The sequence below is a fragment of the Pseudomonas sp. 02C 26 genome (assembly GCF_002843585.1).
Lineage (GTDB): Bacteria > Pseudomonadota > Gammaproteobacteria > Pseudomonadales > Pseudomonadaceae > Aquipseudomonas > Aquipseudomonas shirazensis.
Genome location: NZ_CP025262.1, coordinates 4224854 through 4250432 on the forward strand (window position 1 = coordinate 4224854; position 25579 = coordinate 4250432).

At 62.2% G+C, this 25579-nt stretch carries 21 protein-coding genes and 1 other RNA gene; 3 read left to right on the top strand and 19 right to left on the bottom strand.

The window, feature by feature from the left end; all coding sequences use genetic code 11:
• Positions 1 to 89: 89 nt before the first annotated feature.
• Positions 90 to 2825, bottom strand: coding sequence for a preprotein translocase subunit SecA (gene secA / locus CXQ80_RS19260; RefSeq protein WP_101321982.1), 2736 nt, complete (start codon positions 2823 to 2825; stop codon positions 90 to 92).
• A 361-nt stretch (positions 2826 to 3186) separates the two neighbouring features.
• Between secA and CXQ80_RS19265 the strand changes: the two genes are divergently transcribed.
• Positions 3187 to 3648, top strand: coding sequence for a DUF721 domain-containing protein (locus tag CXQ80_RS19265; RefSeq protein WP_101321983.1), 462 nt, complete (start codon positions 3187 to 3189; stop codon positions 3646 to 3648).
• A gap of 60 nt (positions 3649 to 3708) precedes the next feature.
• On the opposite strand, the gene lpxC is transcribed toward CXQ80_RS19265, so the two are convergent.
• The 18 genes from lpxC to rsmI form a co-directional block, all read right to left on the bottom strand.
• Complete coding sequence (lpxC, locus tag CXQ80_RS19270; protein ID WP_101321984.1) at positions 3709 to 4620, bottom strand: UDP-3-O-acyl-N-acetylglucosamine deacetylase; 912 nt, start codon at positions 4618 to 4620, stop codon at positions 3709 to 3711.
• 112 nt (positions 4621 to 4732) lie between these two features.
• A complete protein-coding gene (ftsZ, locus tag CXQ80_RS19275) occupies positions 4733 to 5929 on the bottom strand; it encodes a cell division protein FtsZ (protein ID WP_101321985.1) in 1197 nt (398 codons plus the stop codon).
• Positions 5930 to 5984: 55 nt separating this feature from the next.
• A complete protein-coding gene (ftsA, locus tag CXQ80_RS19280; RefSeq protein WP_101321986.1) occupies positions 5985 to 7244 on the bottom strand; it encodes a cell division protein FtsA in 1260 nt (419 codons plus the stop codon).
• 14 nt (positions 7245 to 7258) lie between these two features.
• Positions 7259 to 8128 (bottom strand): cell division protein FtsQ/DivIB, encoded by an 870-nt coding sequence (locus CXQ80_RS19285; protein ID WP_101321987.1) that lies wholly within the window; start codon positions 8126 to 8128, stop codon positions 7259 to 7261.
• A gap of 5 nt (positions 8129 to 8133) precedes the next feature.
• Positions 8134 to 9090, bottom strand: coding sequence for a D-alanine--D-alanine ligase (locus CXQ80_RS19290; protein WP_101321988.1), 957 nt, complete (start codon positions 9088 to 9090; stop codon positions 8134 to 8136).
• A complete protein-coding gene (murC, locus tag CXQ80_RS19295; RefSeq protein WP_101321989.1) occupies positions 9087 to 10541 on the bottom strand; it encodes a UDP-N-acetylmuramate--L-alanine ligase in 1455 nt (484 codons plus the stop codon). Before murC ends, CXQ80_RS19290 begins: the two co-directional genes overlap by 4 nt.
• Positions 10534 to 11613 (bottom strand): undecaprenyldiphospho-muramoylpentapeptide beta-N-acetylglucosaminyltransferase, encoded by a 1080-nt coding sequence (gene murG, locus CXQ80_RS19300; RefSeq protein WP_101321990.1) that lies wholly within the window; start codon positions 11611 to 11613, stop codon positions 10534 to 10536. The genes murC and murG overlap by 8 nt, the downstream gene beginning before the upstream one ends.
• Positions 11603 to 12820: a putative lipid II flippase FtsW gene (gene ftsW, locus CXQ80_RS19305; RefSeq protein WP_101321991.1), complete on the bottom strand. Its 1218-nt coding sequence runs from the start codon at positions 12818 to 12820 to the stop codon at positions 11603 to 11605. Before ftsW ends, murG begins: the two co-directional genes overlap by 11 nt.
• Entirely contained in the window at positions 12817 to 14163 is a 1347-nt protein-coding gene (gene murD / locus CXQ80_RS19310; protein ID WP_101323099.1) for a UDP-N-acetylmuramoyl-L-alanine--D-glutamate ligase, read from the bottom strand. Before murD ends, ftsW begins: the two co-directional genes overlap by 4 nt.
• Before the next feature lie 6 nt (positions 14164 to 14169).
• On the bottom strand, positions 14170 to 15252 hold the full coding sequence (gene mraY / locus CXQ80_RS19315) for a phospho-N-acetylmuramoyl-pentapeptide-transferase (protein WP_101321992.1): 1083 nt from the start codon (positions 15250 to 15252) through the stop codon (positions 14170 to 14172).
• The gene (gene murF, locus CXQ80_RS19320) at positions 15252 to 16619 is read right to left on the bottom strand and encodes a UDP-N-acetylmuramoyl-tripeptide--D-alanyl-D-alanine ligase (RefSeq protein WP_101321993.1); all 1368 of its coding nucleotides are present in this window, start codon (positions 16617 to 16619) and stop codon (positions 15252 to 15254) included. The genes mraY and murF overlap by 1 nt, the downstream gene beginning before the upstream one ends.
• Positions 16612 to 18099, bottom strand: coding sequence for a UDP-N-acetylmuramoyl-L-alanyl-D-glutamate--2,6-diaminopimelate ligase (locus CXQ80_RS19325; RefSeq protein ID WP_101321994.1), 1488 nt, complete (start codon positions 18097 to 18099; stop codon positions 16612 to 16614). The genes murF and CXQ80_RS19325 overlap by 8 nt, the downstream gene beginning before the upstream one ends.
• Positions 18099 to 19847, bottom strand: coding sequence for a penicillin-binding protein 2 (locus CXQ80_RS19330; RefSeq protein ID WP_178080843.1), 1749 nt, complete (start codon positions 19845 to 19847; stop codon positions 18099 to 18101). The genes CXQ80_RS19325 and CXQ80_RS19330 overlap by 1 nt, the downstream gene beginning before the upstream one ends.
• Positions 19847 to 20140, bottom strand: coding sequence for a cell division protein FtsL (gene ftsL, locus CXQ80_RS19335; RefSeq protein WP_101321996.1), 294 nt, complete (start codon positions 20138 to 20140; stop codon positions 19847 to 19849). Before ftsL ends, CXQ80_RS19330 begins: the two co-directional genes overlap by 1 nt.
• Positions 20137 to 21084 carry a 16S rRNA (cytosine(1402)-N(4))-methyltransferase RsmH gene (gene rsmH, locus CXQ80_RS19340; protein ID WP_101321997.1) on the bottom strand — a complete coding sequence of 316 codons (948 nt, stop codon included), beginning with the start codon at positions 21082 to 21084 and terminating at the stop codon, positions 20137 to 20139. The genes ftsL and rsmH overlap by 4 nt, the downstream gene beginning before the upstream one ends.
• Positions 21081 to 21536, bottom strand: coding sequence for a division/cell wall cluster transcriptional repressor MraZ (mraZ, locus tag CXQ80_RS19345; RefSeq protein WP_101321998.1), 456 nt, complete (start codon positions 21534 to 21536; stop codon positions 21081 to 21083). Before mraZ ends, rsmH begins: the two co-directional genes overlap by 4 nt.
• A gap of 308 nt (positions 21537 to 21844) precedes the next feature.
• Positions 21845 to 22204, bottom strand: an RNA gene (gene rnpB / locus CXQ80_RS19350) — RNase P RNA component class A.
• A 67-nt stretch (positions 22205 to 22271) separates the two neighbouring features.
• Positions 22272 to 23147, bottom strand: a complete 876-nt coding sequence (gene rsmI, locus CXQ80_RS19355) for a 16S rRNA (cytidine(1402)-2'-O)-methyltransferase (RefSeq protein WP_101321999.1) — start codon at positions 23145 to 23147, stop codon at positions 22272 to 22274.
• 187 nt (positions 23148 to 23334) lie between these two features.
• Here rsmI and CXQ80_RS19360 point away from each other — a divergent pair, with 187 nt between their 5' ends.
• The gene (locus CXQ80_RS19360; protein ID WP_101322000.1) at positions 23335 to 25149 is read left to right on the top strand and encodes a penicillin-binding protein activator; all 1815 of its coding nucleotides are present in this window, start codon (positions 23335 to 23337) and stop codon (positions 25147 to 25149) included.
• A complete protein-coding gene (locus CXQ80_RS19365; RefSeq protein ID WP_101322001.1) occupies positions 25149 to 25520 on the top strand; it encodes a YraN family protein in 372 nt (123 codons plus the stop codon). The genes CXQ80_RS19360 and CXQ80_RS19365 overlap by 1 nt, the downstream gene beginning before the upstream one ends.
• The last annotated feature ends 59 nt before the right edge of the window (positions 25521 to 25579 follow it).

The following is a 25579-nucleotide window of genomic DNA, read 5'->3' on the forward strand; positions in this document are numbered from 1 at the left end:
TGTAGGAGCGGCCTTGTGTCGCGATGAGCTGCAAAGCAGCCCAAAAATCTCAAGCCAGCAGCGGCCTTAGATCACTCGCATCACTCGCATCACTCAATGGTGCCGTGGCAATGCTTGAACTTCTTGCCCGACCCACACCAGCATGGCTCGTTACGGCCAAGCTTCTGGTCGTTGCGAACCGGCGCGGCGGCAACGGCGACTTCAACGCCCTCTTCGCTCAGCTGCTCGCTTTCCAGGCCTGGTGCCGGCGCATGTTCAAACTGCATGCGCTGGGCCAGCTCTTCGGCGTCGCGACGCAGACGGGCTTCTTCTTCGATCGGGTCTTCGCGGCGAACCTGTACGTGCGACAGCACACGGATGGCATCGCGTTTGATCGAATCGAGCAGTTCCTGGAACAGCGTGAACGACTCGCGCTTGTACTCCTGCTTCGGGTTCTTCTGCGCATAACCACGCAGGTGAATACCGTGACGCAGGTGGTCCATGGTCGACAGGTGGTCTTTCCACAGGTCGTCCAGCACGCGCAGCAGGATCTGCTTCTCGAAGGTGCGCAGAGCCTCTTCGCCGGCCTGATCTTCTTTCTCGGTGTATGCGCTGGTGATCTCGCTCAGGAGCTTCTCACGCAGGGTTTCTTCGTACAGGTGGTCGTCTTCATCCAACCATTGCTGGATCGGCAGCTTGATCGCGAAATCGCTGGCCAGCGCCGCTTCGAGACCGGCCACATCCCACTGCTCAGGCAGCGATTGCGGCGGAATATGCTGGCTGATGGTGGTATCGAGGACTTCCTTGCGGAACTCTTCGATGGTGCCGCCCAGGTCCTGCGCAGCCAGCAGGCTGTTGCGCATGTGGTAGATCACCTTGCGCTGTTCGTTGGCCACGTCATCGTATTCGAGCAGTTGCTTACGAATATCGAAGTTGCGCCCTTCGACCTTGCGCTGAGCTTTTTCGATGGCGTTGGTCACCATGCGGTGCTCGATGGCTTCGCCGGACTGCATGCCCAGGGCCTTCATGAAGTTCTTCACCCGGTCAGAGGCAAAGATGCGCATCAGGCTGTCTTCCAGCGACAGGTAGAAGCGGCTCGAACCCGGGTCACCCTGACGACCGGAACGGCCGCGCAGCTGGTTGTCGATGCGGCGCGACTCGTGGCGCTCGGAGGCGATCACGTGCAGGCCGCCGGCCTCGATCACTTGCTGATGACGCTTCTGCCAGTCGGCCTTGATGTGCGCAATCTGCTCGGCGGTCGGGTTTTCGAGTGCCGCGACTTCCGACTCCCAGTTGCCGCCAAGAAGGATGTCGGTACCACGGCCGGCCATGTTGGTGGCGATGGTCAAAGCGCCTGGCGCACCGGCCTGGGCAATGATCTCGGCTTCTTTTTCGTGGTACTTGGCGTTGAGCACCTTGTGCTCGATGCCTTCCTTGTTGAGCAAGGCCGACATATGCTCGGAGGTCTCGATGGTCGCCGTACCGACCAATACTGGACGCCCGCTGGACATGCTTTCCTTGATGTCGGCAATGATCGCCAGGTACTTCTCTTCGGCGGTCAGGTACACCAGGTCGTTGAAGTCTTTACGCGCCAACGGCTTGTTCGGCGGAATGACCATCACGTTGAGGTTGTAGATCTGAGCGAATTCGAACGCTTCGGTGTCTGCAGTACCGGTCATGCCGGACAGCTTGTTGTACAGACGGAAGTAGTTCTGGAAGGTGGTCGAAGCCAGGGTTTGGCTTTCGGCCTGGATGTTCAGGTTTTCCTTCGCTTCGATGGCCTGGTGCAGGCCCTCGGAGAGACGACGACCCGGCATGGTCCGACCGGTGTGCTCGTCGATCAGCAGCACCTGACCGTCCTGGACGATGTACTCGACGTTGCGGTGGAACAGCTTGTGCGCGCGCAGGCCGGCATAGACGTGGGTCAGCAGGCCCAGGTTGTGCGCCGAATAGAGGCTCTCGCCTTCAGCCAGCAAGCCGGCCTGGGTGAGCATCTCTTCGATGTACTGGTGGCCGGCTTCGTTGAGCTCGACCTGACGGCTCTTCTCATCGATCGAGAAGTGGCCTTCCTGGGTGACCTGGCCTTCGACTTCTTCGATGTGCTGGGTCAGCTGCGGGATCAGGCGGTTGATTTCGATATACAGCTTGGAGCTGTCTTCAGCCTGGCCGGAGATGATCAGCGGGGTCCGCGCTTCGTCGATCAGGATCGAGTCGACTTCGTCGATCACGGCGAAGTTCAGCTCACGCTGGAACTTCTCGTCGACGCTGAAGGCCATGTTGTCGCGCAGGTAATCGAAACCGAATTCGTTGTTGGTGCCGTAGGTGATGTCGGCAGCATAGGCGGCGCGCTTGTCTTCCGGCGGCTGAAAGGCCGAGACGATGCCAACCGAGAGGCCGAGGAATTCGTACAGCGGGCGCATCCAGTTGGCGTCGCGGCGGGCCAGATAGTCGTTGACCGTGACCACGTGCACGCCCTTGCCGGACAATGCGTTTAGGTACACCGCCAAGGTACCGACCAAGGTCTTGCCTTCACCGGTACGCATCTCTGCGATCATGCCTTCATGCAAGGTCATGCCGCCGATCAGCTGGACGTCGAAGTGGCGCATACCCATCACACGCTTGCCGGCCTCGCGGGCTACAGCAAAGGCTTCCGGCAGCAGTTGGTCGAGGGTTTCGCCTTTGGCCAGACGCTCTTTGAACTCGGCGGTCTTGCCGCGCAGTTGCTCATCGGAGAGGGCCAACATTTTCTCTTCGAAGGCATTGACGGTGGTCACCGTCTTGAGCAGGCGTTTGATCTCGCGCTCGTTCTTGCTTCCAAAAAGTTTCTTTAACAAAGGCGCAAACATATCGGCAGGATCTTCCACACTTAGGGATGGAGGGCGGCCCCATGAGTCGCCCGAGCAGCCCTTGGGCCGCATGCGAACGAGCATTCTACCCGGAAACGATGGTGAGGAAAGTGGTCGATTGCCACGATGCTGGCACAGCGCTAGGGTGGGGACGGTTCTTAGATGAGGGTGATTATTACAAGTTCAAGGTTTGCTGAAGATGAAAGCTGCCGAGAATCGCTATTATCCTGCACAACATGCCTTGCCCCCGGCCATTGCGTGCTGATCCAGGGCAACTGCATCATCTGTCGCCACCGGCAATCAATCAGCGCTGCGCACGCAGATGCTAAGATGGCCATTCTGTAACTTCCTGCGTACCGTCATGGCTTACAAACCCTCGCCCGCCCGGCTGCCGGCCGCGCTCCTGCGTGAAGTCCGACCGCTACGGCTGCTGCTCAATCAGGCTGAACGCCTGGTGCATCTGCAGCGTTTGCTCGAAAGTCAGCTGCAACCGGCGGCCCGTGAGCACTGCCACGTGGCCTCCTGGCGCGACGGTGTGTTGCTGCTGGTAGTCACCGATGGCCACTGGGCCACGCGCCTGCGCTATCAGCAAAAACGCCTGCAACGGCAACTGATCGAACTTGAAGTGTTCGCCAACCTGCGGCGGATCCTGTTCAAGGTGCAGCCACCAGTGATCCCGGCCAAACGCGGCGGGCACCCGACCCAGCTCTCCGGCGATGCCGCGCAGAGCCTGCGCGAAACGGCCGCAGGCATTGACGACCCCAAGCTCAAGGCAGCTCTGGAACGTCTGGCCAGCCATGCCCAGCACAAGGATCAGCGTTGAATCTGGCGCAATAAAAAGGCCACCCGAAGGTGGCCTCAATGAACTAGAGAGTGTTCGAACTTACACAGCCGCAACAGGGCGCATGTAGGAGATCGGTGCCGTACTGGCATCTTCGAAGGTGACCACTTCCCAGGCATCTTTTTCTGCAATCAGCTTGCGCAGCAGCTGGTTGTTCAGCGCGTGTCCGGACTTGTAGCCCTTGAACTCGCCGATCAGGCTGTTGCCGAGCAGATACAGATCGCCGATGGCATCGAGAATCTTGTGCTTGACGAACTCGTCTTCGGAGCGAAGGCCGTCTTCGTTGAGCACGCCAGTCTCATCGACAACGATGGCGTTATCGACGCTGCCACCCAGTGCCAGATTCTGCTCGCGCAGATACTCGATGTCGCGCATGAACCCGAAGGTCCGTGCACGGCTGACTTCTTTCACGAACGAGGTGCTGGAGAAGTCGACGCTGGCACTTTGGGTCTGGTCCTTGAGGACCGGGTGATCGAAGTCGATCTCGAAGCTCACCTTGAACCCTTCGAAAGGCAGGAAGGTTGCGCGCTTGTCGCCATCCTCCACTGACACTTCCCGCAGGATGCGGATGAACTTCTTGGCTGCGTCCTGCTCTTCCAGGCCGGCAGACTGAATCAGGAATACAAAGGGACCGGCGCTGCCATCCATGATCGGCACTTCCGAGGCGGAGAGCTCGACGTAGGCGTTATCGATGCCCAGACCCGCCATGGCGGAGAGCAAGTGCTCGACCGTATCGACCTTGACGTCACCGTTGACCAACGTCGTCGACATGGTTGTCTCGCCAACGTTGGCCGCACGAGCCGGAATCTCGACCACAGGATCGAGGTCGGCGCGGCGGAAGACGATGCCGGTATCCACAGGCGCAGGCTTGAGGGTCAGGTAGACCTTCTCACCGGAGTGCAGACCGACACCTGTGGCACGGATAATGTTCTTCAGGGTGCGTTGTTTAATCATGGCATTGGCCGCTTCAGCGCAAATTGCGAATTGGTATCAACAAAGGCTGAGGATGATAACAGACCCGTCCTTTGCTGAATACCAATCACCTTTATAGCCCTGATAAATTCCATCAATCAGCCTGACGACGGAGGAAGGCTGGGATGTCCAGGTAATCCAAGTCATCTTGCGGGTTGAGTTTAGCGGCTGCGGCGGCACCTGCATGGGCCTGGTTACGCATCACGGTTGGACGCTCCAGGTCACGGTAGTTGACCGCTGGCTGCTCCTGGCGAGCTGGAGCCGGGTTCGACGCCTCGTAGGCCGCTTGAGCGGTCTGCAAAGTATTGTCGACAACCTTGACCGGCTTCTCGATGCGCGCACCCAGGCCAGTGGCCACGACGGTTACGTGCAGCTCGTCGCGCATGTCCGGGTCGATCACGGTACCGACCTTGACCATCGCGTGGTCGGAGGCGAAGGCTTCGATGATGCTACCGACGTCGGAGTACTCGCCCAGCGACAGGTCAGGACCTGCGGTGATGTTCACCAGGATACCGCGGGCACCCTGCAGGTTGACGTCTTCGAGCAGCGGGTTGCGAATGGCCGCTTCGGTGGCCTCGCGCGCACGGTTCGGACCGCTGGCGCAGCCAGTGCCCATCATCGCCATGCCCATCTCGCCCATCACGGTGCGCACGTCGGCAAAGTCGACGTTGATCATGCCGGGACGCTTGATGATGTCGGAGATACCGCGCACGGCACCGGCCAGCACATCGTCAGCCTTGGCAAAGGCCGACAGCAGGCTGGCGTCCTTGCCGAGAATGGTCAGCAGCTTCTCGTTGGGGATGGTGATCAGCGAGTCGACGCTTTCAGCCAGCATGCGGATGCCTTCATCGGCGATCTGCATACGCTTGCGGCCTTCGAACGGGAATGGACGGGTCACCACCGCAACGGTGAGGATGCCCATTTCCTTGGCCACTTCGGCGATGATCGGCGCTGCACCGGTACCGGTACCGCCACCCATGCCAGTGGTGATGAAGACCATGTTGGTGCCCTGCAGCACCTCGGCAATGCGCTCACGGTCTTCCAGCGCGGCCTGACGACCGACTTCCGGATTGGCACCGGCACCAAGGCCCTTGGTAACACCAGTACCCAGTTGCAGAATGGTCCGTGCGCCAATGCTTTTCAGCGCCTGGGCATCAGTGTTGGCGCAGATGAACTCGACGCCTTCAATGCTGCTTTTGACCATGTGATTGACGGCGTTGCCACCACCACCACCGACGCCGATCACCTTGATGACCGGGCTTTGCGGGACGTTGTCTACGAGCTCGAACATTTTCCCTCTCCTTACAGTTCTCTAGTTGTTTCGCCTACCACTACTGCTTTGAAACTTAGAAGTTGCCCTGGACCCAACGCTTGAGACGCTCAAGCACTGGAGCCTTCGGTTCCTCGCCATAGCTGTTGCTGCTGTTGCTATTGCCGGTCAGGGTCAGGTCCTCGGACTGCTTGAGCAGACCGTAGGTGAGCAGGCCCACACCGGTGGAGTAAATCGGGTTGCGTACCACGTCGCTGAGGCCACGCACGCTGTGCGGGACGCCGAGGCGCACGGGCATGTGGAAAATCTCTTCGGCCAGTTCCACCGCGCCTTCCATCTTCGCCGTGCCGCCGGTGAGGACGATGCCGGCTGGGACCAGATCTTCGTAGCCGCTGCGACGCAGCTCAGCCTGAATCAGGGTGAACAGCTCGTCGTAGCGCGGCTCGACCACCTCGGCCAGGGCCTGACGCGACAGTTCGCGCGGCGGCCGGTCGCCAACGCTTGGCACCTTGATGGTTTCGCCGGCACCGGCCAGCTTGGCCAGGGCGCAGGCGTAGCGAATCTTGATTTCTTCGGCGTACTGAGTCGGTGTACGCAGGGCCATGGCGATGTCGTTGGTGACCTGGTCGCCGGCAATCGGGATCACTGCGGTGTGGCGGATCGCGCCTTCGGTGAAGATGGCGATATCGGTGGTGCCACCGCCGATGTCGACCAGGCACACGCCGAGTTCTTTCTCGTCATCGGTCAGCACCGAGTAGGCCGAGGCCAGTTGCTCGAGGATGATGTCGTCGATTTCCAGGCCGCAGCGGCGTACGCATTTCTCGATGTTCTGCGCCGCGTTGACCGCGCAGGTCACCACGTGCACCTTGGCTTCCAGACGCACGCCCGACATACCCAGCGGCTCGCGAACGCCTTCCTGGTTGTCGATCACGTAGTCCTGCGGCAGGGTGTGCAGCACGCGCTGGTCAGCCGGAATCGCCACCGCCTGGGCAGCGTCGAGCACGCGCTCGAGGTCGGCCGTGCTGACTTCGCGGTCGCGAATCGCGACGATGCCGTGCGAGTTGAGGCTGCGGATGTGATTGCCGGCCACACCGACAAAGGCCGAGTGAATGCGGCAGCCCGCCATCAACTGGGCTTCTTCGACGGCACGCTGGATCGACTGCACGGTCGACTCGATGTTCACCACCACGCCCTTCTTCAGGCCGCGGGAGGGATGAGTGCCGATCCCGACAATCTCCAGGGTGCCGTCTTCGCCGACTTCACCGACCAGCGCCACCACCTTGGAAGTGCCAATGTCCAGCCCGACGATCATTTTGCCGCTATGCGCGTTTGCCATGGTCCTGCCTCTCTCTAATTCTTCGCAACGGCGGGTTGGGCCGTCGTCGGTGCAATCGGTTCCCGCCAGCCAACAGCCAGGCCGTTGGCGTAGCGCAGATCAATGCGGGCGATATTGGTGATCTGCTCTTTGAGTGTCTTGTCGTATATGGCAATGAAACGGCGCATCTTTTCGACCAGATGGTCGCGCCCGAGCAGCAGTTCGATACCTGGGCCGGCACTGCCGGCACCGGTGGTCAGGAACCAGCTGCCACGTTCACGCAGCTCCAGCCGCGCAATCGAGAAGCCCATCGGGCGCAGCATCTGGCTCAACACCTGATACTGCTGCATGACTTGTTGCTGAGCGCGCTGCGGGCCGAACAGCTGCGGCAGGTGCTCGTAGTTGGCCAGCTCGCGCGGGGTGAACGCTTCGCCCTGGTTGTTGAGCAACGCCTGATCCCCCCAGCGCGCCACGGGCAGTTGTTCTTCCAGGCGAATGACCACTTCGTCCGGCCAGACCCGGCGCACTTCGGCGTGGGCTATCCACGGCATCTGTTCAAGCTCGGCACGCATCGCGCCCAGGTCGACACTGAAGAAGCTGGCCGCTACAAACGGGGCGATACGTTGCTGCACCGCCTGCTGGCTGATGTAGCTGAGGTCACCCTGCACGGCGATCTTGGTGATCGGCCGGTCAGCGTAAGGCATCAATCGCACAGCGCCTTCGTAGGCAGCAAAGCCCGCAGCCACCAGCAGCACCGGCCACAGCAAGCGCTTGAGCACGCTGAAGTTGGCCTTGGGCAGGCGCGCAGACATCGGCTCCTGGGCCACCATTCGGCTGGCACCGCGCGGCACCGGCTTGTTACGGCCGGGTGCAGGAGGCTGCTGACGAAGCATCGCGCCTTGCATGCTGATTAACCTCGCGTCTCGACGCTGGCAGCCAGGATCGCCAGCACCAACTGCTGGAAGTCCAGGCCGGCCGCGCGGGCCGCCATGGGCACCAGGCTATGATCAGTCATGCCTGGCGCGGTGTTTACTTCGAGCAGCCAGAAGCAGCCCTGCTCGTCCTGCATTACATCCAGCCGACCCCAGCCTTCGATGCCGATGGCATCACAGGCGCGCGCGGTCAGATCGATCAGTTCTTGTTCCTTGGCACTGTCCAGCCCGCACGGAATGCGGTACTGGGTGTCATTGGCGATGTATTTGGCGTCGTAGTCGTAGAACACATGCGGCGTACCGAGGGCGATCGGCGGCAGCACCTGGCCACGCAATACGGCGATGGTGAACTCCGGGCCGTGGATCCATTGCTCGACCAGGACTTGCGAGTCGTACTTGGCGGCGTCTTGCCAGGCGGCGACCAGCTCTTGCGTGCTGTTCACCTTGGCCATGCCGATACTTGAGCCTTCATGGGCCGGTTTGACGATCAATGGGAAGCCCAGTTCCGTACCGGCTGCAATACAGTCCTGTTCAGTCGCCAATACCGCATGACGCGGGGTTGGAATACCCAGGCTCTGCCACACCTGCTTGGTGCGCAACTTGTCCATGGCCAGCGCCGAGGCAAGGATGCCGCTGCCGGTGTAGGGAATGCCCAGGCACTCGAGCAGGCCCTGCATGCTGCCGTCTTCACCGCCACGGCCGTGCAGAATGATGAAGGCGCGATCGATCTTCTCGCGCTGCAGACGCTCAAGCAGATCATCACCAACATCGATGGCCACGACGTCGACACCGGCGCTTTGCAGCGCGCCGATTACCGCCTCACCGGATTTGAGCGACACTTCGCGCTCGGCGCTCTTGCCACCGTACAGCACCGCTACGCGGCCAAAGGCGGTGACGTCGAGCGTCGAGTGCAGTTGGGCGTAAGTGGCGGTCATTGTGGCTTCTCCTGTTTGGCGACGGCACCGGCAAACAGCGGGCTCTTCATCAGTTGTGGGGCGAGGCCACCAATGTCACCGGCGCCCTGGCACAGCAGGATGTCGCCGGCACGCAGCAGGGGCTTGACCAACGGCGCCAGCTCGACGCCGCGCTCGATGTAGATCGGGTCGAGCTGACCACGCTGGCGGATGCTGTGGCACAGCTGACGGCTGTCGGCGCCCGGGATCGGCTCCTCACCGGCTGGGTAGACTTCCATCAACAGCAGCACGTTGGCGTCGGCCAGGACCTGAACGAAGTCGTCATACAGGTCACGGGTGCGGCTATAGCGGTGCGGCTGATAGACCATCACCAGGCGCCGGCTCGGCCAGCCGCCGCGCACGGCCTTGATCACGGCAGCCACTTCGGTTGGGTGGTGACCGTAGTCGTCGACCAGCATCACGTCGCCGCCTTCGACCGGCAGTTCGCCATACACCTGGAAGCGTCGACCGACCCCCTGGAAGCCCGACAGCCCCTGAACGATGGCGGCATCGCTGATGCCTTCGTCAGTGGCGATGGCAATGGTCGCCAGCGCGTTGAGGACGTTGTGGTTGCCAGGCATGTTGACCGACACATCGAGCGGCTCGCAGTCGCGACGCAGCACGGTGAAATGGGTCTGCATGCCCTGCTGGCGCACATTGATGGCGCGGATGTCCGCCTCATCGCTGAAGCCGTAGGTCACGGTCGGACGCTTCACCAGCGGCAGGATCTCGCGCACCACCGGGTCATCCAGGCACATCACTGCCAGCCCGTAGAACGGCAGGTTGTGCAGAAACTCGACAAAGGTCTTCTTCAGTTTGTTGAAGTCGCCTTCGTAGGTGGCCATGTGGTCGGCATCGATATTGGTGACCACGGCAACCATCGGTTGCAGGTGCAGGAAGCTGGCATCGCTTTCATCTGCTTCGGCAATCAGGTAACGGCTGGCGCCGAGCTGGGCATTGGTGCCCGCTGCGGTCAGACGACCACCGATGACGAAGGTCGGATCCAGCCCACCGGCGGCGAACACCGAGGCCAGCAAGCTGGTGGTGGTGGTCTTGCCATGGGTACCGGCCACGGCAATGCCATGGCGATAGCGCATCAGCTCGGAGAGCATCTCCGCACGCGGTACTACCGGGATGCGACGCTCCAGCGCAGTGGCGACTTCCGGGTTGGCCGGGTTGATCGCACTGGACACCACCAGCACATCGGCATTGGCGGCGTTCTCGGCACGGTGGCCGACAAAGATCTGTGCGCCGAACGACTGCAGGCGTTGGGTGACCGGCGACTCTTTGAGGTCGGAGCCAGACACTTCATAGCCCAGGTTGAGCAGGACTTCGGCAATGCCGCACATGCCCACACCGCCGATACCGACGAAGTGGATACGGCGAATACGGCCCATCTTTGGTTGCGGCATGGCTTTCTGCGCTTCAACCATGGGCCACCTCCAGGCAGATATCGACTACGGTGCTGGTTGCAGCAGGCTTGGCCAGGCGCCGTGCGGTGCCGGCCATGGTGTTGAGTTTCTCGGGTTGCATCAGCACCTCGTTCAGGCGGTCAGCGAGTTGCGCTGCGCCAGTTGTCGCTTGTGGCAGCAGGAAGGCAGCGCCTTCCCGGGCCAGATAATGGGCATTGTGGGTCTGGTGGTCGTCGATGGCGTGCGGCAATGGCACCAGCATCGAGGGCAGGCCTGCCGCCGCGAGTTCGCTGACGGTCAGGGCACCGGCCCGGCACACGACCAGATCGGCCCAGCCGTACACATGGGCCATGTCCTTGATGAACGGCTCGACCTGCGCCTCGACGCCAGCCTCGCGATAACGCTCGGCGGTGATCGGCGCATGTTGCTTGCCAGCCTGGTGGAACACTTCCGGACGCAGCTCAGGGGCTACTTCCGACAGGGCCTTAGGCAGCAATTTGTTCAATGGTTCCGCACCCAGGCTGCCGCCCAGCACCAACAGCCGTGCCCGGCGCTCGCCGAGTGGGGCGCGCTGGGCCTCGAGGAACAGCTCCGGACGTACCGGGTTACCCGTGGTACGGCGCTTGTCGCTGGCGGCGAAGGTGTCCGGGAAGGCTTCGCAGACCCGCGCAGCCAGCGGTACCAACAGACGGTTGGCAGTGCCGGCGCGGGCGTTCTGCTCGTGAATCACCAGTGGCACGCCGCACAGCCTGGCAGCGACGCCGCCGGGGCCGGTGACATAGCCACCAAAGCCGATCACGCACACTGGCTTGAGCTGGGCGATGATCTTGCGCGCCTGCAGTACGGCCTTGATCAGGGTGAACGGCGCCTTGAGCAGCGACAGCTTGCTCTTGCCACGCAGGCCGCTGACCTGAATCAGGTGCAACGGCAGACCCGCTTGTGGCACCAGCTCGTTTTCGATGCCGCGCGGGGTACCCAGCCAGTGCACGCCATAGCCGCGCGCCTGGAATTCGCGGGCGCAGGCCAGCGCCGGGAACACGTGGCCACCGGTGCCGCCGGCCATGATCAGTACGTTTTTACCGTCAGCGGCCATGATTGCTGGTCTCCTCGGCAAAATCGCTTTCGTTGAATTCATGCTCTTCGCTGCCCAGGTGGGTGCGACTCTCCCACTCGATGCGCAGTAACAAGCCGACGCAGGCGCAACAAATCACCAGCGAGCTGCCGCCGTAACTGAGAAACGGCAGGGTCAGGCCCTTGGTCGGCAGCAGGCCGACGTTCACGCCGATGTTGATCAGGAACTGACCAATCCACAGGAATGCCAGGCCGAACGCCATATAAGCAGCGAAGTACTGCTTGGCCTTTTCGGCCCACAGGCCGATGTACAAGGCACGTACGGTGACGAACACGAACAGCGCCACGGTGCACAGGGTGCCGACCACGCCGAGCTCTTCAGCCAGTACCGAGAAGACGAAGTCGGTATGCGCTTCGGGCAGGTAGAACTGCTTCTGTACGCTGTTGCCCAGGCCAACCCCCAACCACTCACCGCGACCAAAGGCGATCAGCGCCTGGGTCAACTGGTAGCCGGAACCGAACTGATCGGACCACGGGTCGGTAAAGGTGATGAGCCGCGCCATCCGATACGGCTGGGCCTGCACCAGGACGAACACGGCCACCACCGCCAGCACCACCATCAGCGAGAAGCGGAACAACCCCACCCCGCCTAAGAACAGCATCGCGGCAGCCGCGCCCATCATCACTACAGTGGCGCCGAAGTCCGGCTCCATCAGCAGCAGCCCGGCCATCGGCAACAGCACGATGAACGGCTTGAAGAAGCCCATCCAGCTTTCACGCACTTCCTGCTGACGGCGTACCAGGTAGCCAGCCAGATAGATCACCACGAAGACCTTGGCGATCTCCGACGGCTGCACGTTGAAGAAGCTGAAACCAATCCAGCGCATCGAACCGTTCACCTCACGGCCAATACCGGGTACCAGTACCAACACCAGCAAGCCAAAGGCGCCGATCAGCATCATGAAACCCATGCGCTGCCAGGTCGCGATCGGCACCAGCATGGTCACGCCGCCGGCGGCCAGGCCGATGGCCACGTACACCAGGTGGCGGTACATGTGGTAGAGCGGGTTGCCCGACTGGGCCGCAGCCACTTCCGACGAGGCCGAGGTGATCATCACCAGGCCCAGGCCCAGCAATGCCAGGCAGCCGGCAAGGAAAGCGAAATCGAGGTCGATGCCACGGCCACTGATCAGTGGCGACGGATACGGTTTGAGGATGCCGAAGATCATGCCAGGCCCTCCACCGCTTGCGCGAACAGCTGCCCGCGTTGCTCGAAGTTCTTGAACATGTCGAGGCTGGCACAGGCTGGCGAGAGCAGCACGGCATCGCCGGGCTGCGCCAGCGCAGCGCACTGCAGCACAGCTTCATCAAGGGTGTTGACGTAAATCTGCGGCACTTGCTCGGCCAAGGCTTGACCCAGACGCTGGGCGTCACGACCCAGCAACACTACTGCACGGCAGTAGCGTGCAACGGGTTCGCGCAAGGCGGCAAAGTCAGCGCCTTTGCCGTCGCCGCCGGCGATCAGCACCAGCTTGCCGTCGATGTCGGCGCCCAGCCCTTCGATGGCGGCCAGGGCCGCCCCGACGTTGGTCGCCTTGGAGTCGTCGTACCAGCTGACAGCGTTGCGCTCGCGAACCCATTGGCAGCGGTGCGCCAGGCCGGCGAATTCGCGCAGCGCTGCAAGCATCGGCTCGAACGGCAGGCCCGCGGCATGCCCCAGGGCCAGTGCGGCCAGCGCATTGCTCTGGTTATGCGCGCCACGGATCTTCAGCTCGCGCACCGGCAGCAGGTTCTGGAATTCGAAGGCCAGGTATTTTTCGCCATCGACTTCGCGCAGGCCAAAAGCCTTGAAGTCCGGCGTATTCAAACCAAAGCTGAAGCATGGCCGGCCTTCAACCGGCAGTGGCCGGCTCAGCGCGTCCTGACGGTTGACCACAACCTGATGGGCACCGCGGAAGATCCGGTGCTTGGCCAGGTGATAGGCCGGCAGGCCGCTGTAGCGGTCCATGTGGTCTTCGCTGATATTGAGCACGGTGGCCACTTCGGCGTTGAGCTGGTCAGTGGTTTCCAGCTGGAAGCTGGACAGCTCCATCACGTACAGCTCGATGCTGTCGTCGAGCAGGTCCAGCGCCGGCGTACCGAGATTGCCGCCAACCGCCACACGCTTGCCGGCCTTGGCCGCCATCTCGCCCACCAGCGTTGTCACCGTGCTTTTCGCATTGGAGCCGCTGATCGCGATGATCGGCGCCTTGGCGTTACGGGCAAACAGCTCGATATCACCAGACAACTTTACTCCGCGCGCGGCAGCAGCCTGCAAGGCAGGCGTCGCCAGTGCCAGGCCCGGGCTGACGTACAGCTCGTTGGCGCGGCAGAGGAAGTCGACATCCAGTTCACCACAGCGTACTTCCACCTGCGGGTAGTCCCGGCGCAAGGTGTCCAGTTCCGGCGGTTGCTCGCGCGTGTCGGCGACCGCAAAAGCAATGCCCCGGCTCGCCAGGAAGCGAACCAGGGACATGCCGCTCTTGCCGAGGCCGACAACGATGCGGAATTGGTCGGAAGCGATCAATGACACGCTCATCTACCTCAGCTTCAGGGTGGCAAGGCCGACCAGCACGAGAATCACGGTGATGATCCAGAAACGGACAATCACCCGTGGCTCGGGCCAACCCTTGAGTTCAAAGTGGTGGTGAATCGGCGCCATACGAAACACCCGCTTGCCGGTCAGCTTGAAGGAGGCGACCTGGATCACCACCGACAGGGTTTCCATGACAAACACACCGCCCATGATGAACAGGACGATTTCCTGCCGAACGATGACGGCGATGGTGCCCAGGGCAGCGCCCAGCGCCAGTGCGCCGACGTCGCCCATGAACACCTGAGCCGGATAGGTGTTGAACCAGAGAAAGCCCAGGCCGGCACCGATCAACGCGCCGCAGAACACGATCAGCTCGCCAGCGCCTGGCACATAAGGGATCAACAGGTACTCGGCGAACTTCACGTTACCCGACAGGTAGCAGAAGATCCCCAGCGCGCCGCCTACCATGACCGTTGGCATGATCGCCAGGCCGTCGAGGCCGTCAGTCAGGTTTACCGCGTTGCTCGAGCCGACGATGACGAAATAGGTCAGCACCACGAAACCGATGCCCAGGGCGATGGTGACGTCTTTGGCAAACGGTACGATCAAGGTGGTTTCGACGCTGGTCGGCGCGGTCATGAAGAGGAACACCGCCGCGCCCAGGCCGAACACCGATTGCCAGAAGTACTTCCAGCGGCTTGGCAGGCCACGCGAATTTTTCTCGATGACCTTGCGGTAGTCGTCGACCCAGCCAATCGCGCCGAACAACAGGGTGACGATCATCACGACCCACACGTAGCGGTTGCTCAGGTCAGCCCAAAGCAAGGTACTGATGGTGATTGCAGACAGGATCAACGCGCCGCCCATGGTCGGTGTACCCGACTTGGACAGGTGCGATTGCGGACCATCGTTGCGCACTGCCTGGCCGATCTGACGGATCTGCAGGGTGCGAATCATCCAGGGGCCCAGCCACAGCGACAGCGACAAAGCAGTCAGAACACCCAGAATCCCGCGCAGGGACAGGTACTGGAAGACCGCAAAGCCTTTATGGAACTGCTGTAGATACTCAGCCAACAGCAAAAGCATTAATGTTTCTCCCCGCTGACACCGCACAGTGCAGCCACGACGTTTTCCATCGCAGCGCTGCGCGAGCCCTTGATCAAGATTGTGGTGTCGCTGGCGGTTTCGCTGCTAACAGCGTCGATCAGCTCAGCCTGAGTTGCGAAATGTCGGCCTTCGGCGCCAAACGCCCGGACCGCATGAGTCATGTTGCTACCTACCGCGTACAAGGCATCGACCTTGCCGCGTGCGTAGTCGCCCACCAGCTGGTGGCCTTCCTGCGCCCATTGACCCAGTTCGCCGATATCCCCGAGCACCAGAACGGTGCGCCCGGAAAAGCCGGCGAGTATATCAATGGCCGCACACATCGAGGTGGGATTTGCGTTGTAACTGTCGTCGATCACGCGCACGCCGTTGGCAGTGATCTGCGCGACCGTACGGCCCTTGACTGGCTGCACCGCGTTCAGGCCAGCGGCAATACCGGGCAAGCTCACGCCCAAAGCATGGGCGGCAGCCGCTGCAGCCAGGGCGTTGCTGACGTTGTGGGTGCCGAGCAGATTCAACTGCACCGCCACCGAACCGGCGGCACTATGCAAGGTGAACGCCGGGCAGCCACGGGCATCGCGACCGATATCGCTGGCGTAAAAATCCGCCTGCGGGTTGTTCAGGGCGAAGCTCAGCACGCGTTTGTCGCCAGCACGTTTGTGCCAGATGGCAAACGCCTTGTCGTCCAGGTTGAGCACCGCAGTGCCGCCCTCGCCCAGGCCTTCAAGGATCTCGCCCTTGGCCTCGACGATTTTTTCCGGGCCGCCAAACTCGCCAACGTGGGCGGTGCCGGCGTTGTTGAGGATGACCACCTGAGGCTGGGTCAGGCCAACGGTGTAACGAATCTCGCCAAGGCGCGACGCACCCAGTTCGATGACTGCCGCGCTGTGCTCACTGGCGATTTCCAGCAGGGTCAGCGGTGCACCCAGATCATTGTTGAGATTGCCGCGGGTCGCCAGCACCGGGCCACGGGTGCGCAGGATGCAGGCAAGCATCTCTTTCACAGTGGTCTTGCCGCTGGAGCCGGTGATGGCTGCTACTGGCTTGTCGAACCCGGCACGGTTGAGCGCGCCCAGTTGACCCAGCGCCACACGGCAATCAGCGACAACCAGTTGCGGCAGATCGACGCCTTCGACCTCACGTTCGACCAGCGCCGCGACGGCGCCCTTGGCCTGTACATCAGCCAGGTAATCATGGCCATCGAAGCGCGGGCCGGTAAGGGCAACGAACAGTTGGCCGGCGCCGACGCTGCGGCTGTCGATGCTGACGCCATCGAAGCTGACATCGCTGCCAACCAGGCGCGCCTGCAGCGCTGCGGTCAGTTGGCTCAGGCTCAAGGGCTTAAGCATGTGGGCTCCCCCAGGTTGCCAGGGCTTTCTCGGCTTCAACCAGATCGGAGAACGCATGGCGCTCACCGTGAATTTCCTGATAGTCCTCGTGGCCTTTACCGGCCAGCACGATCACGTCGTCGGCCGCAGCAGAGGCGATCAACTGCGCGATAGCGGCGCCGCGGCCAGCGACGAAGCTGACTTCTGCCGGTTTGGCAAAGCCCGGGCGAATATCGTCGAAGATGGCCGCAGGCTCTTCAGTGCGTGGATTGTCGTCAGTGACCAACACGCGGTCAGCCAGCCGCTCGGCGACTTCAGCCATCAACGGGCGCTTGCCGCGGTCACGGTCACCGCCGCAACCAAACAGGCACAGCAGTTTGCCGTGGGCGTGTGGACGCAGGGCTTCGAGTACTTTTTCAAGGGCATCCGGGGTGTGCGCGTAGTCGACCACCACGAGCGGTTTATTACCGCCGCCCAAGCGCTGCATACGGCCGACCGGCCCTTGCAGGGTTGGCACGACCTTGAGAATTTCGTCCAGCGAATAATCCAGCGACATCAGCGCGGCAATTGCGGCGAGCACGTTGCTCAGGTTGAAGCGACCGAGCAGCTGGCTGCGCAGTATGCTTTCACCCTGTGCCGTAACCAGCACCGCACGCACGCCGTCGTCGTCGAATTTGGCTTCGCGGCAGTACAGCGAAGCTTCTGGATTTTCCAGGCTGTAGCTGAGCAAGCGAGTCTCGACGTGATCGGCGATTGGCTTGCGAGCAAAGTCCTCGGCCAGCCGCCGCCCGAACTCATCATCCAGATTGACCACCTGGCTACGCAGGTTCGGCCAGGCAAACAGCTTGGCCTTGGCCGCTTCATACGCCTGCATGCTGCCGTGGTAATCGAGGTGATCACGGGACAGGTTGGTCATCACGGCGATGTCGAAGGCCAGGGCGGCAACGCGGCCTTGTTCCAAGGCATGCGACGACACTTCCATGGCCACGGCTTTGGCGCCGGCTTTTTTCAGGTCGTACAGGGTTGCCTGTACTGCAATCGGGTCAGGCGTGGTCAAGCGGCCGCTCTGCAGCGCGCCGGAGAAACCGGTGCCCAGCGTGCCGATCAGGCCGCAGCGTTGGCCGAGGGCGTCCAGCGCCTGCGCCAGCAACTGGGTCACGCTGGTCTTGCCATTGGTGCCGGTGACGCCGATCAGGTTGAGCTGACGGCTCGGTTCACCGTAGAAACGCCCGGCAATCTCCGACAGCTGCGCGATCAGGCCCTTGACCGGAATCAGTGCAACGTCGGTCAGCGGCAGCACGGTGGCGCCCTGCTCTTCATAAGCGACGGCAGCCGCGCCGCGCTGCAAGGCGTCGGCGATATGGTCACGACCATCGACCAGCGCACCTGGCACGGCCAGGAACAGATCGCCCGGGCGCACGGCCCGGCTGTCCAGGGTCAACTCGCGGATCATCGGATCGCGGCTGGCATGGGCAAACAGCTTGCTCAATGGCATCGTCATCAACCACGCCCTCCTTTGGCTACGGCGGCATTCACTTGCGCCGGTACGGCAGGCGCAACGGGTGCAGGCGGTGGCAGGTTATCTGGTGGTACGTTCATCAACCGCAGGGTCCCGGACATGACTTTGCTGAATACCGGTGCCGAGACCAGGCCACCGAAGTAGCCGCCTTTGCTCGGCTCATCGATGACCACGACGATGGCGTAACGCGGATCGCTCATCGGGCCGAAGCCTGCGAACAGCGAGCGGTAGGCGTTTTCGGTGTAGCCCTTGGAGCCGACGGTGGCCTTACGCGCCGTACCGGACTTGCCACCAACGTGATAGAACGGCACCTGCGCGCGGTAGACACCGCGCGGGGCTTCGATCACCTGCTGGAGCATGCCCTGGATGGTCTCGGCGGTTTCCTTGGGCACCACTTGGGTGAAGTCAGGGGTCTTGTCGACCTTGACGATGCTCAACGGCACCATCTTGCCGTCGTTGGCCAGTGCGGCGTAGGCGTGTACCAGCTGCAATGCGGTCACGGACAGGCCGTAGCCATAGGACAGGGTCGCCGTCTCGGCCTTGCGCCATTCGCGGTGGTTAGGCAGGTTGCCGACGCGCTCGCCAGGGAAGCCCAGGCCGGTGTACTGACCCAGACCCAGCTGCGACATCACCCGGTAGATGGCTTCGCCGCCGATGTCGAAGGCGATCTTGCTCATGCCGACGTTACTGGAGTTGATCAGGATCCCGGTCAGGTCGAGCACCGGGCCCTCGCTGCGCGAAACGTCCTTGATCGTGTAGCGACCGATCTGCAGGCTGCCCGGATACACTTCGACTTTGTCGGTCGGTTTCCAGCGGCCGCTCTGCAGTGCAGCGCTCATCGACAGCGGCTTGACCGTCGAGCCCGGCTCGAACACATCGATGATGGCCCGGTTGCGCATCGCGGCCGGGACCATGCTGCGGCGGTTGTTCGGGTTGTAGGTAGGCTGGTTGACCATGGCCAGCACTTCGCCGGTCTTGACGTCCATGATCACCAGGCTGCCGGCCTTGGCTTCCTGCTCGGCAATGGCGTTGCGCAGTTCGCGCGTAGCCAGATACTGCAGGCGCAGGTCGATCGACAACGCCAAGGTCGAACCGGCCTTGGCGTTTTTGGTGACCTGAATGTCTTTGATCAAGCGGCCACGCCGGTCCTTGATCACCTGGCGCTTGCCAGGCACACCGGCGAGCCATTCGTCATAGGCCAGCTCGACACCCTCGCGACCGTGGTCGTCAAGGTCGGTAAAACCAACCATGTGCGCGGTGACATCACCGGCCGGGTAGAAGCGGCGGAACTCTTCGAGGCCGTACACACCCGGCACTTTCAGGTCGAGCACCTGCTGGCCTTGCTCAGGGGTAAGCCCGCGCACCAGATAGATGAATTCTTTGTTGGCCTGCTGGGTGAGGCGCTCGGTCAGTTGTTGCGGATTTTGCCCAAGCACAGCCGCCAGTTGCGCCCAGCGCTCCTTGTACGCCTGCATTTCCTTGGGATTGGCCCACAGCGTGGTGACTGGCGTACTGACCGCCAATGGCTCGCCGTTACGGTCAGTGATCAGCCCGCGGTGTGCCGGAATTTGAATGTGGCGCAGGCTGCGGGCGTCGCCCTGGCCCTTGAGGAAGGCACGGTCGACGACCTGCAGGTCGATGATGCGCCAGCAGATGGCACCGACCATAAGTGCCAGCAGGCCGATCACGACGCGGAAGCGCCAAGGGTAGAGTGCGCCTTCGAGTTTCATCATGGCGCCACCATCCGCACTTCGTCGGCGGCCGGAACACGCATTTTCAGCTGTTCGCTGGCCAGGCTTTCGATGCGGCTGTGGGCAGTCCAAGTGCTCTGCTCAAGGATCAGCCGGCCCCATTCTGCCTGCGCCTTGTCACGCTCGTTCAGTTCGCCAAACAAGGTGTTGAGCAATTGCCGATTCCAGTGCGCGCTGTAGGACACCGCCACCGCTGAAACCAGCACAGCGATAAACAGCAGCAGCATCAGCGAGCTGCCGCCGGGCAATGGCTTGGCGAAGAGCTTGCTCAACGGAGCTTCTCCGCAACGCGCATGACTGCGCTGCGTGAACGGGGGTTGGCCTTGAGCTCGGCTTCGGAGGCGAACTGCGCCTTGCCGATCAAGCGCACTTTCGGCTCAAAGACGGTGTGCTGCACGGGCAGGTTGCGCGGCAGGTTGTCCGCCTCGCCCTTGACCAGCTTGCGCATGAACAGTTTGACGATGCGGTCTTCCAGCGAGTGGAAGCTGATCACCACCAGGCGGCCACCGATCTCCAGGGCATCCAGCGCAGCCTCAAGGCCCGCCTCCAGGTCACCAAGCTCGTTGTTGACGTGGATGCGCAGGCCCTGGAAGGCGCGGGTCGCGGGGTTCTTGCCCTTTTCCCAGGCCGGGTTGGCGACCTTGAGCACTTCAGCCAGGTCGGCCGTGCGGGTGAACGGCTGCTTTTCGCGGCGCTCGACCACGGCTCGGGCCATACGCCCGGAGAAGCGCTCTTCACCGTACTGCTTAAATACGCGGGCGATCTCTTCAGCCGGGGCGGTGGCGATGAACTCGGCGGCGCTGATGCCTTGCGCAGGGTTCATGCGCATGTCCAGCGGGCCGTCGTTGAGGAAGCTGAAGCCGCGCTCAGGGTCATCAAGCTGCGGTGAAGACACGCCCAGGTCCAGCAGCACGCCGCTGACCTTGCCGGCCAGGCCGCGCTCGGCGACTTCTTCGCCCAGCTCGGCAAAGCTGCGCTGCACAATGACGAAGCGGCCGTCTTCGGCCGCCAGCGCTTGCCCCGTGGCAATCGCTTGTGGGTCTTTGTCGAACCCGAGTAGCCGCCCCTGCGGCCCCAGCTTGCTGAGGATCAGGCGGCTGTGGCCACCGCGGCCGAAGGTACCATCGAGGTAGCAGCCATCGGCGCGCAGGGCCAGTGCCTCGACAGCTTCGTCGAGCAGCACGGTGATGTGGTTGAAGCCGCTATCTATGGTCACAGGATCAGGTCACGCAATTCGTCAGGCAAAGCGCCCGGTTGTTGAATAGCTGCAAGATCGTCTGCCGAAACCGCGTTCCAGGCATCCTCATCCCACAGCTGAAATTTGTTCAGCTGCCCCACCAACATCGCCTTCTTGTCCAGATTGGCGTACTCACGCAGGCGCGGCGGTACCAGAAAACGGCCACTGCCATCGAGCTCCAGGTCTACCGCATTACCGATCAGCAAGCGCTGCAGGCGGCGGTTTTCCTCACGCAACGACGGCAAGGCACGCAACTTGGCTTCTATCTGTTCCCACTCATCGAGGGGATATACACATAAGCAGCGATCGACTGCATCGATGGTCACGATCAACTGGCTCTGGCAACGCGAATCCAACTCGTCACGGTACCGACTCGGCATGGCGAGTCTGCCCTTTGCATCAAGGCTGACGGCATTGGCTCCGCGGAACACGGCTGCGATTCCCCACAATGTTATCGTTTTTGGGCCAGAAAACCCACTTCAACCCACTTTCTGCCACTTGCGCACACTATAGGAATCCGCCCGGTACACCGTCAAGGCGCGCTCATAGGGAAATCCCTTACACGGCGGAGATTTAGCTCAACAAAGAGATGAAGGAAGATAAAAAGAAGGAAAAATGGCGGGCAAAAAATGTGTGAACTCAGTCAGATAGCGACCGAAGTTAAAGTGATTTATTAAGAGTAAGATTTTTTCGGTATTACCAAGGTGCTTCTGCTGTCGATTACAGCAGGGAGGGAGAGGTGGAGAGTCGATCTATAAGCCGGGTTTTGTCGAGGACAGTCATTCCTCTACGACGGCCATCACTGGACGCCTCTAGCAACCTACCCGGTTCCGACGCGGGCCACGCCTAATGGAACCCTATTTGGTCTTGCTCCGAGTGGGGTTTACCTAGCCACGAACTGTTGCCAGTCGCGCGGTGCGCTCTTACCGCACCTTTTCACCCTTACCGGCACCGAAGTGCTTAGGCGGTTATTTTCTGTGGCACTTTCCGTAGGCTCACGCCTCCCAGGGGTTACCTGGCACTCTGCCCTATGGAGCCCGGACTTTCCTCCCCCCTCTTTTGCGGAACAAAAGAAGGCAGCGACTGTCCAATCGACTCTCCGCCGACAAGGGTAACGTCAGGCGCGCTCAAGAACAAGCTTTAGAGCAACAGGATGTCGCTAATGCTCAATCGGCTTTCTGCTTTTCCAGGGCCGCCTGATACAGCAAGTTCTTGCGCACCCCGGTAATTTCCGCAGCCAGCGCCGCTGCGCGCTTGAGTGGCAATTCAGCCAACAGCAAGTCCAGAACGCGCTGCGCCTCGGTGCTGATCGCCTGCTCGTCTTCGGGCGCACTCCAGCCCCCCACCAACACCACGCATTCGCCGCGCTGCTGATTACTGTCGGCGGCAACAAACGCGTGCAACTCGCCCAGCGGCAGGCCCTTGAGTGTTTCGAACGCCTTGGTCAGCTCACGCCCAAGCAGCGCCGGGCGATCCGCACCGAACACCGCCTGCATGTCATCGAGGCATTCCAGAATGCGGTGCGGGGCCTCATAGAAGATCAGCGTACGCGGCTCTTCCTTGACCTGTTCCAGGCGGGCACGCCGCCCAGCAGTCTTGGCAGGCAGAAAGCCTTCGAAGATAAACCGGTCGGACGGCAGGCCAGCGGCCGACAACGCAGCAATCAGCGCGCAGGCGCCGGGCACCGGAACCACTTTCACGCCGGCAGCGCGAGCCTGGCGCACCAGGTGATAACCCGGGTCGGAAATCAGCGGCGTGCCAGCGTCAGAGACCAGCGCAATATCGTCGCCCGCCAGCAAGCGAGTCAGAAAACGCCCGCCCTCGTCGCGCTCATTGTGCTCATGGCAGGCAGCCAGCGGCGTGCTGATACCGAAGTGCTGCATCAGGCGCATTGAATGGCGGGTGTCTTCGGCGGCGATCAAGGCTACATCCGCCAGCACCTTGAGCGCGCGGGCACTCATGTCATCGAGGTTGCCGATCGGCGTAGCCACCACGTACAGCGTGCCTGTGGTGGATTTCGAAGCCCCTGCTACATCTGTCACTGCGCGCACCTGTCTTTCGGATCAAAGGCGACATTGTAGCCCGAGCACCGGTAACAGGGCGCAAACATCTTCACCGGCGGCCCGCTTCAAGCCACCTATAGTGAAGGTTGCACGTCAGCGACATCGCGCCCCGGCCAGTGGTTGGGTACAATCGTCGGCCAACCAGATCGAGTAACAGGACTTTTACATGATCGCTTGTCTGCGGCTGCTCACAGCCCTCTGCCTCGCTGCCTTGCTGGCAGCTTGCGCAAGCTCGCCCTCATCCAGCCTGGGCGAACTCCCGCGCACCCCGGACGCCAGTATCGAGCAACTGCTCGAGCAGGCAGCCACCAGCAAGTCGCCCGAGGACGCAGCCCTGCTGCGCCTGAGCGCTGCCGACCTGGCCTACAAGCAAAAGGACTATCCACGCGCAGCGCGGATTCTCGAACAGGTACCACTGGACCCGCTCAAGCCTGCTCAGCAGGTGTTCGCCAGCACCTTGAGCGCTGAGCTGGCCATGAGCCGCAACCAGCCCAAAGCTGCCCTGACCGCCCTCGCCCACCCTAGCCTGCAGCGTCTGGGCGAGATGCCAGCTGAGCTGCAAGTGCGCACCTACAGCGTGCATGCCGCCGCCCTCGAAGCCGATGGCCAGACCATGGCCGCAGCGCAGCAGCGGGTGCAACTGGCGCCTCTGCTCAGCGGCCAGGCGGCCAGCGCCAACAACGACGCGGTCTGGGCGCTGGTCGCTGCCTTGCCTGCCGAGCAGCTGCAATCGACTGGCAACGACACCCTGGCCGGCTGGACCAGCCTGGCCCTGGCGGTAAAAAGCGCCGGCACGCTGGAGCAGCAACAGGCTGCGATCGACGCCTGGCGCAACCAGCATCCAGAGCACCCCGCAGCCAAGCAACTGCCGACCGCGCTGACCAAACTCAAGGAACTGGCCAGCCAGCCCCTGACCAAGATCGCCCTGCTGCTGCCTCAGGAAGGCTCGCTGGCCGGCGTCGCCCGCGCCTTGCGTGACGGCTTCATGGCCGCGCACTTCCAGGCCCAGCAGGCAGGCCAACAGGCACCTGCGATCCAGGTCTATGACAGCTCGCGGATCAGCTCGCTGGACGATTTCTACCGCCAGGCTCAGGCCGATGGCGTGCAACTGGTAGTCGGCCCGCTGGAAAAACCACTGGTGAAAAAGCTCGCCGCCTACCCGCAGTTGCCACTGCCGACCCTGGCCCTGAACTACGCCGAAGCAGGCCAGAGCGCACCGCCGCAGCTGTTCCAGTTTGGCCTTGCCGCAGAAGACGAAGCCCGTGAAGTGTCGCGCCGTGCACGCGCCGACGGCCTGGTCCGCGCTGTTGCGCTGGTGCCGAGCGGCGAATGGGGCGACCGTGTGCTGGCCGCCTTCCGCAAGGACTGGGAAAGCAACGGCGGCACCCTGCTGGCTGCCGAGCGTATCGCCCAGCCGGTCGCCCTCGCCCAGCAAATCGCCGAGCTGTTCCAGCTGCGCCAGAGTGAAGGCCGTGCCAAGAGCCTGCAAAGCACGGTCGGTGGCAACATTGCCGCACAGCCGTCACGCCGCCAGGACATCGACTTCATCTTCCTCGCTGCCACCCCGCAGCAGGCGCAACAGATCAAGCCGACGCTGAACTTCCAGTACGCAGGGGATGTGCCGGTCTACGCCACCTCCAACCTGTACAGCGCCAGCGGTGACGTCAACCAGTACAACGACATGACCGGCATCCGCTTCTGCGAAACGCCGTGGCTGCTCGACAGCAGTAACAGCCTGCGCCAACAAGTCGTGCAGCAGTGGCCACAAGCCGCTGGCAGCCTCGGCCGGCTTTATGCGATGGGCGTTGATGCGTATAGCCTGGCACCGCGTCTGGGCCAACTGAAGGCACTGCCTGACAATCGCGTACAGGGCCTGTCCGGCAGCTTGAGCATGAACCCGAGCCAGCGCATCGAGCGTCAGCTGCCATGGGCAGAGTTCGCCGGCGGCCAGGTCAAACGCCTGCCGGACACGCCGCGCTGATGCAGGCGGCATCGCCTGGTCGCGCCGGCCAGGATGCTGAGGACTACGCCCTGGAGTATCTTTTCGGGCAAGGTCTGCAGTTGCTGGCGCGCAATTGGCGATGCAAGGGAGGCGAGCTTGATCTGGTCATGCTCGACGCCGATACAGTAGTATTCGTCGAAGTCCGCTATCGGCTGCACGCAGACTTCGGCGGCGCCCTCGGCAGTATCGATGGGCGCAAGCAGCAACGCCTGGCGCTGGCCGCCAGCATGTTTCTGCACAAGGAGTTCCGCTGGGCCAATCACCCCTGCCGCTTCGATGTCATCGCTCTACAAGGCAGCGGCCATGCAGGGCAACCGCTGCAATGGCTGAAAAACGCCTTCGAATGCTGAACCCACTGCGAATTTTTTGCTCTATGTTTCGCGGGCTGGTCCCTGTTGCGCGTCGCGCG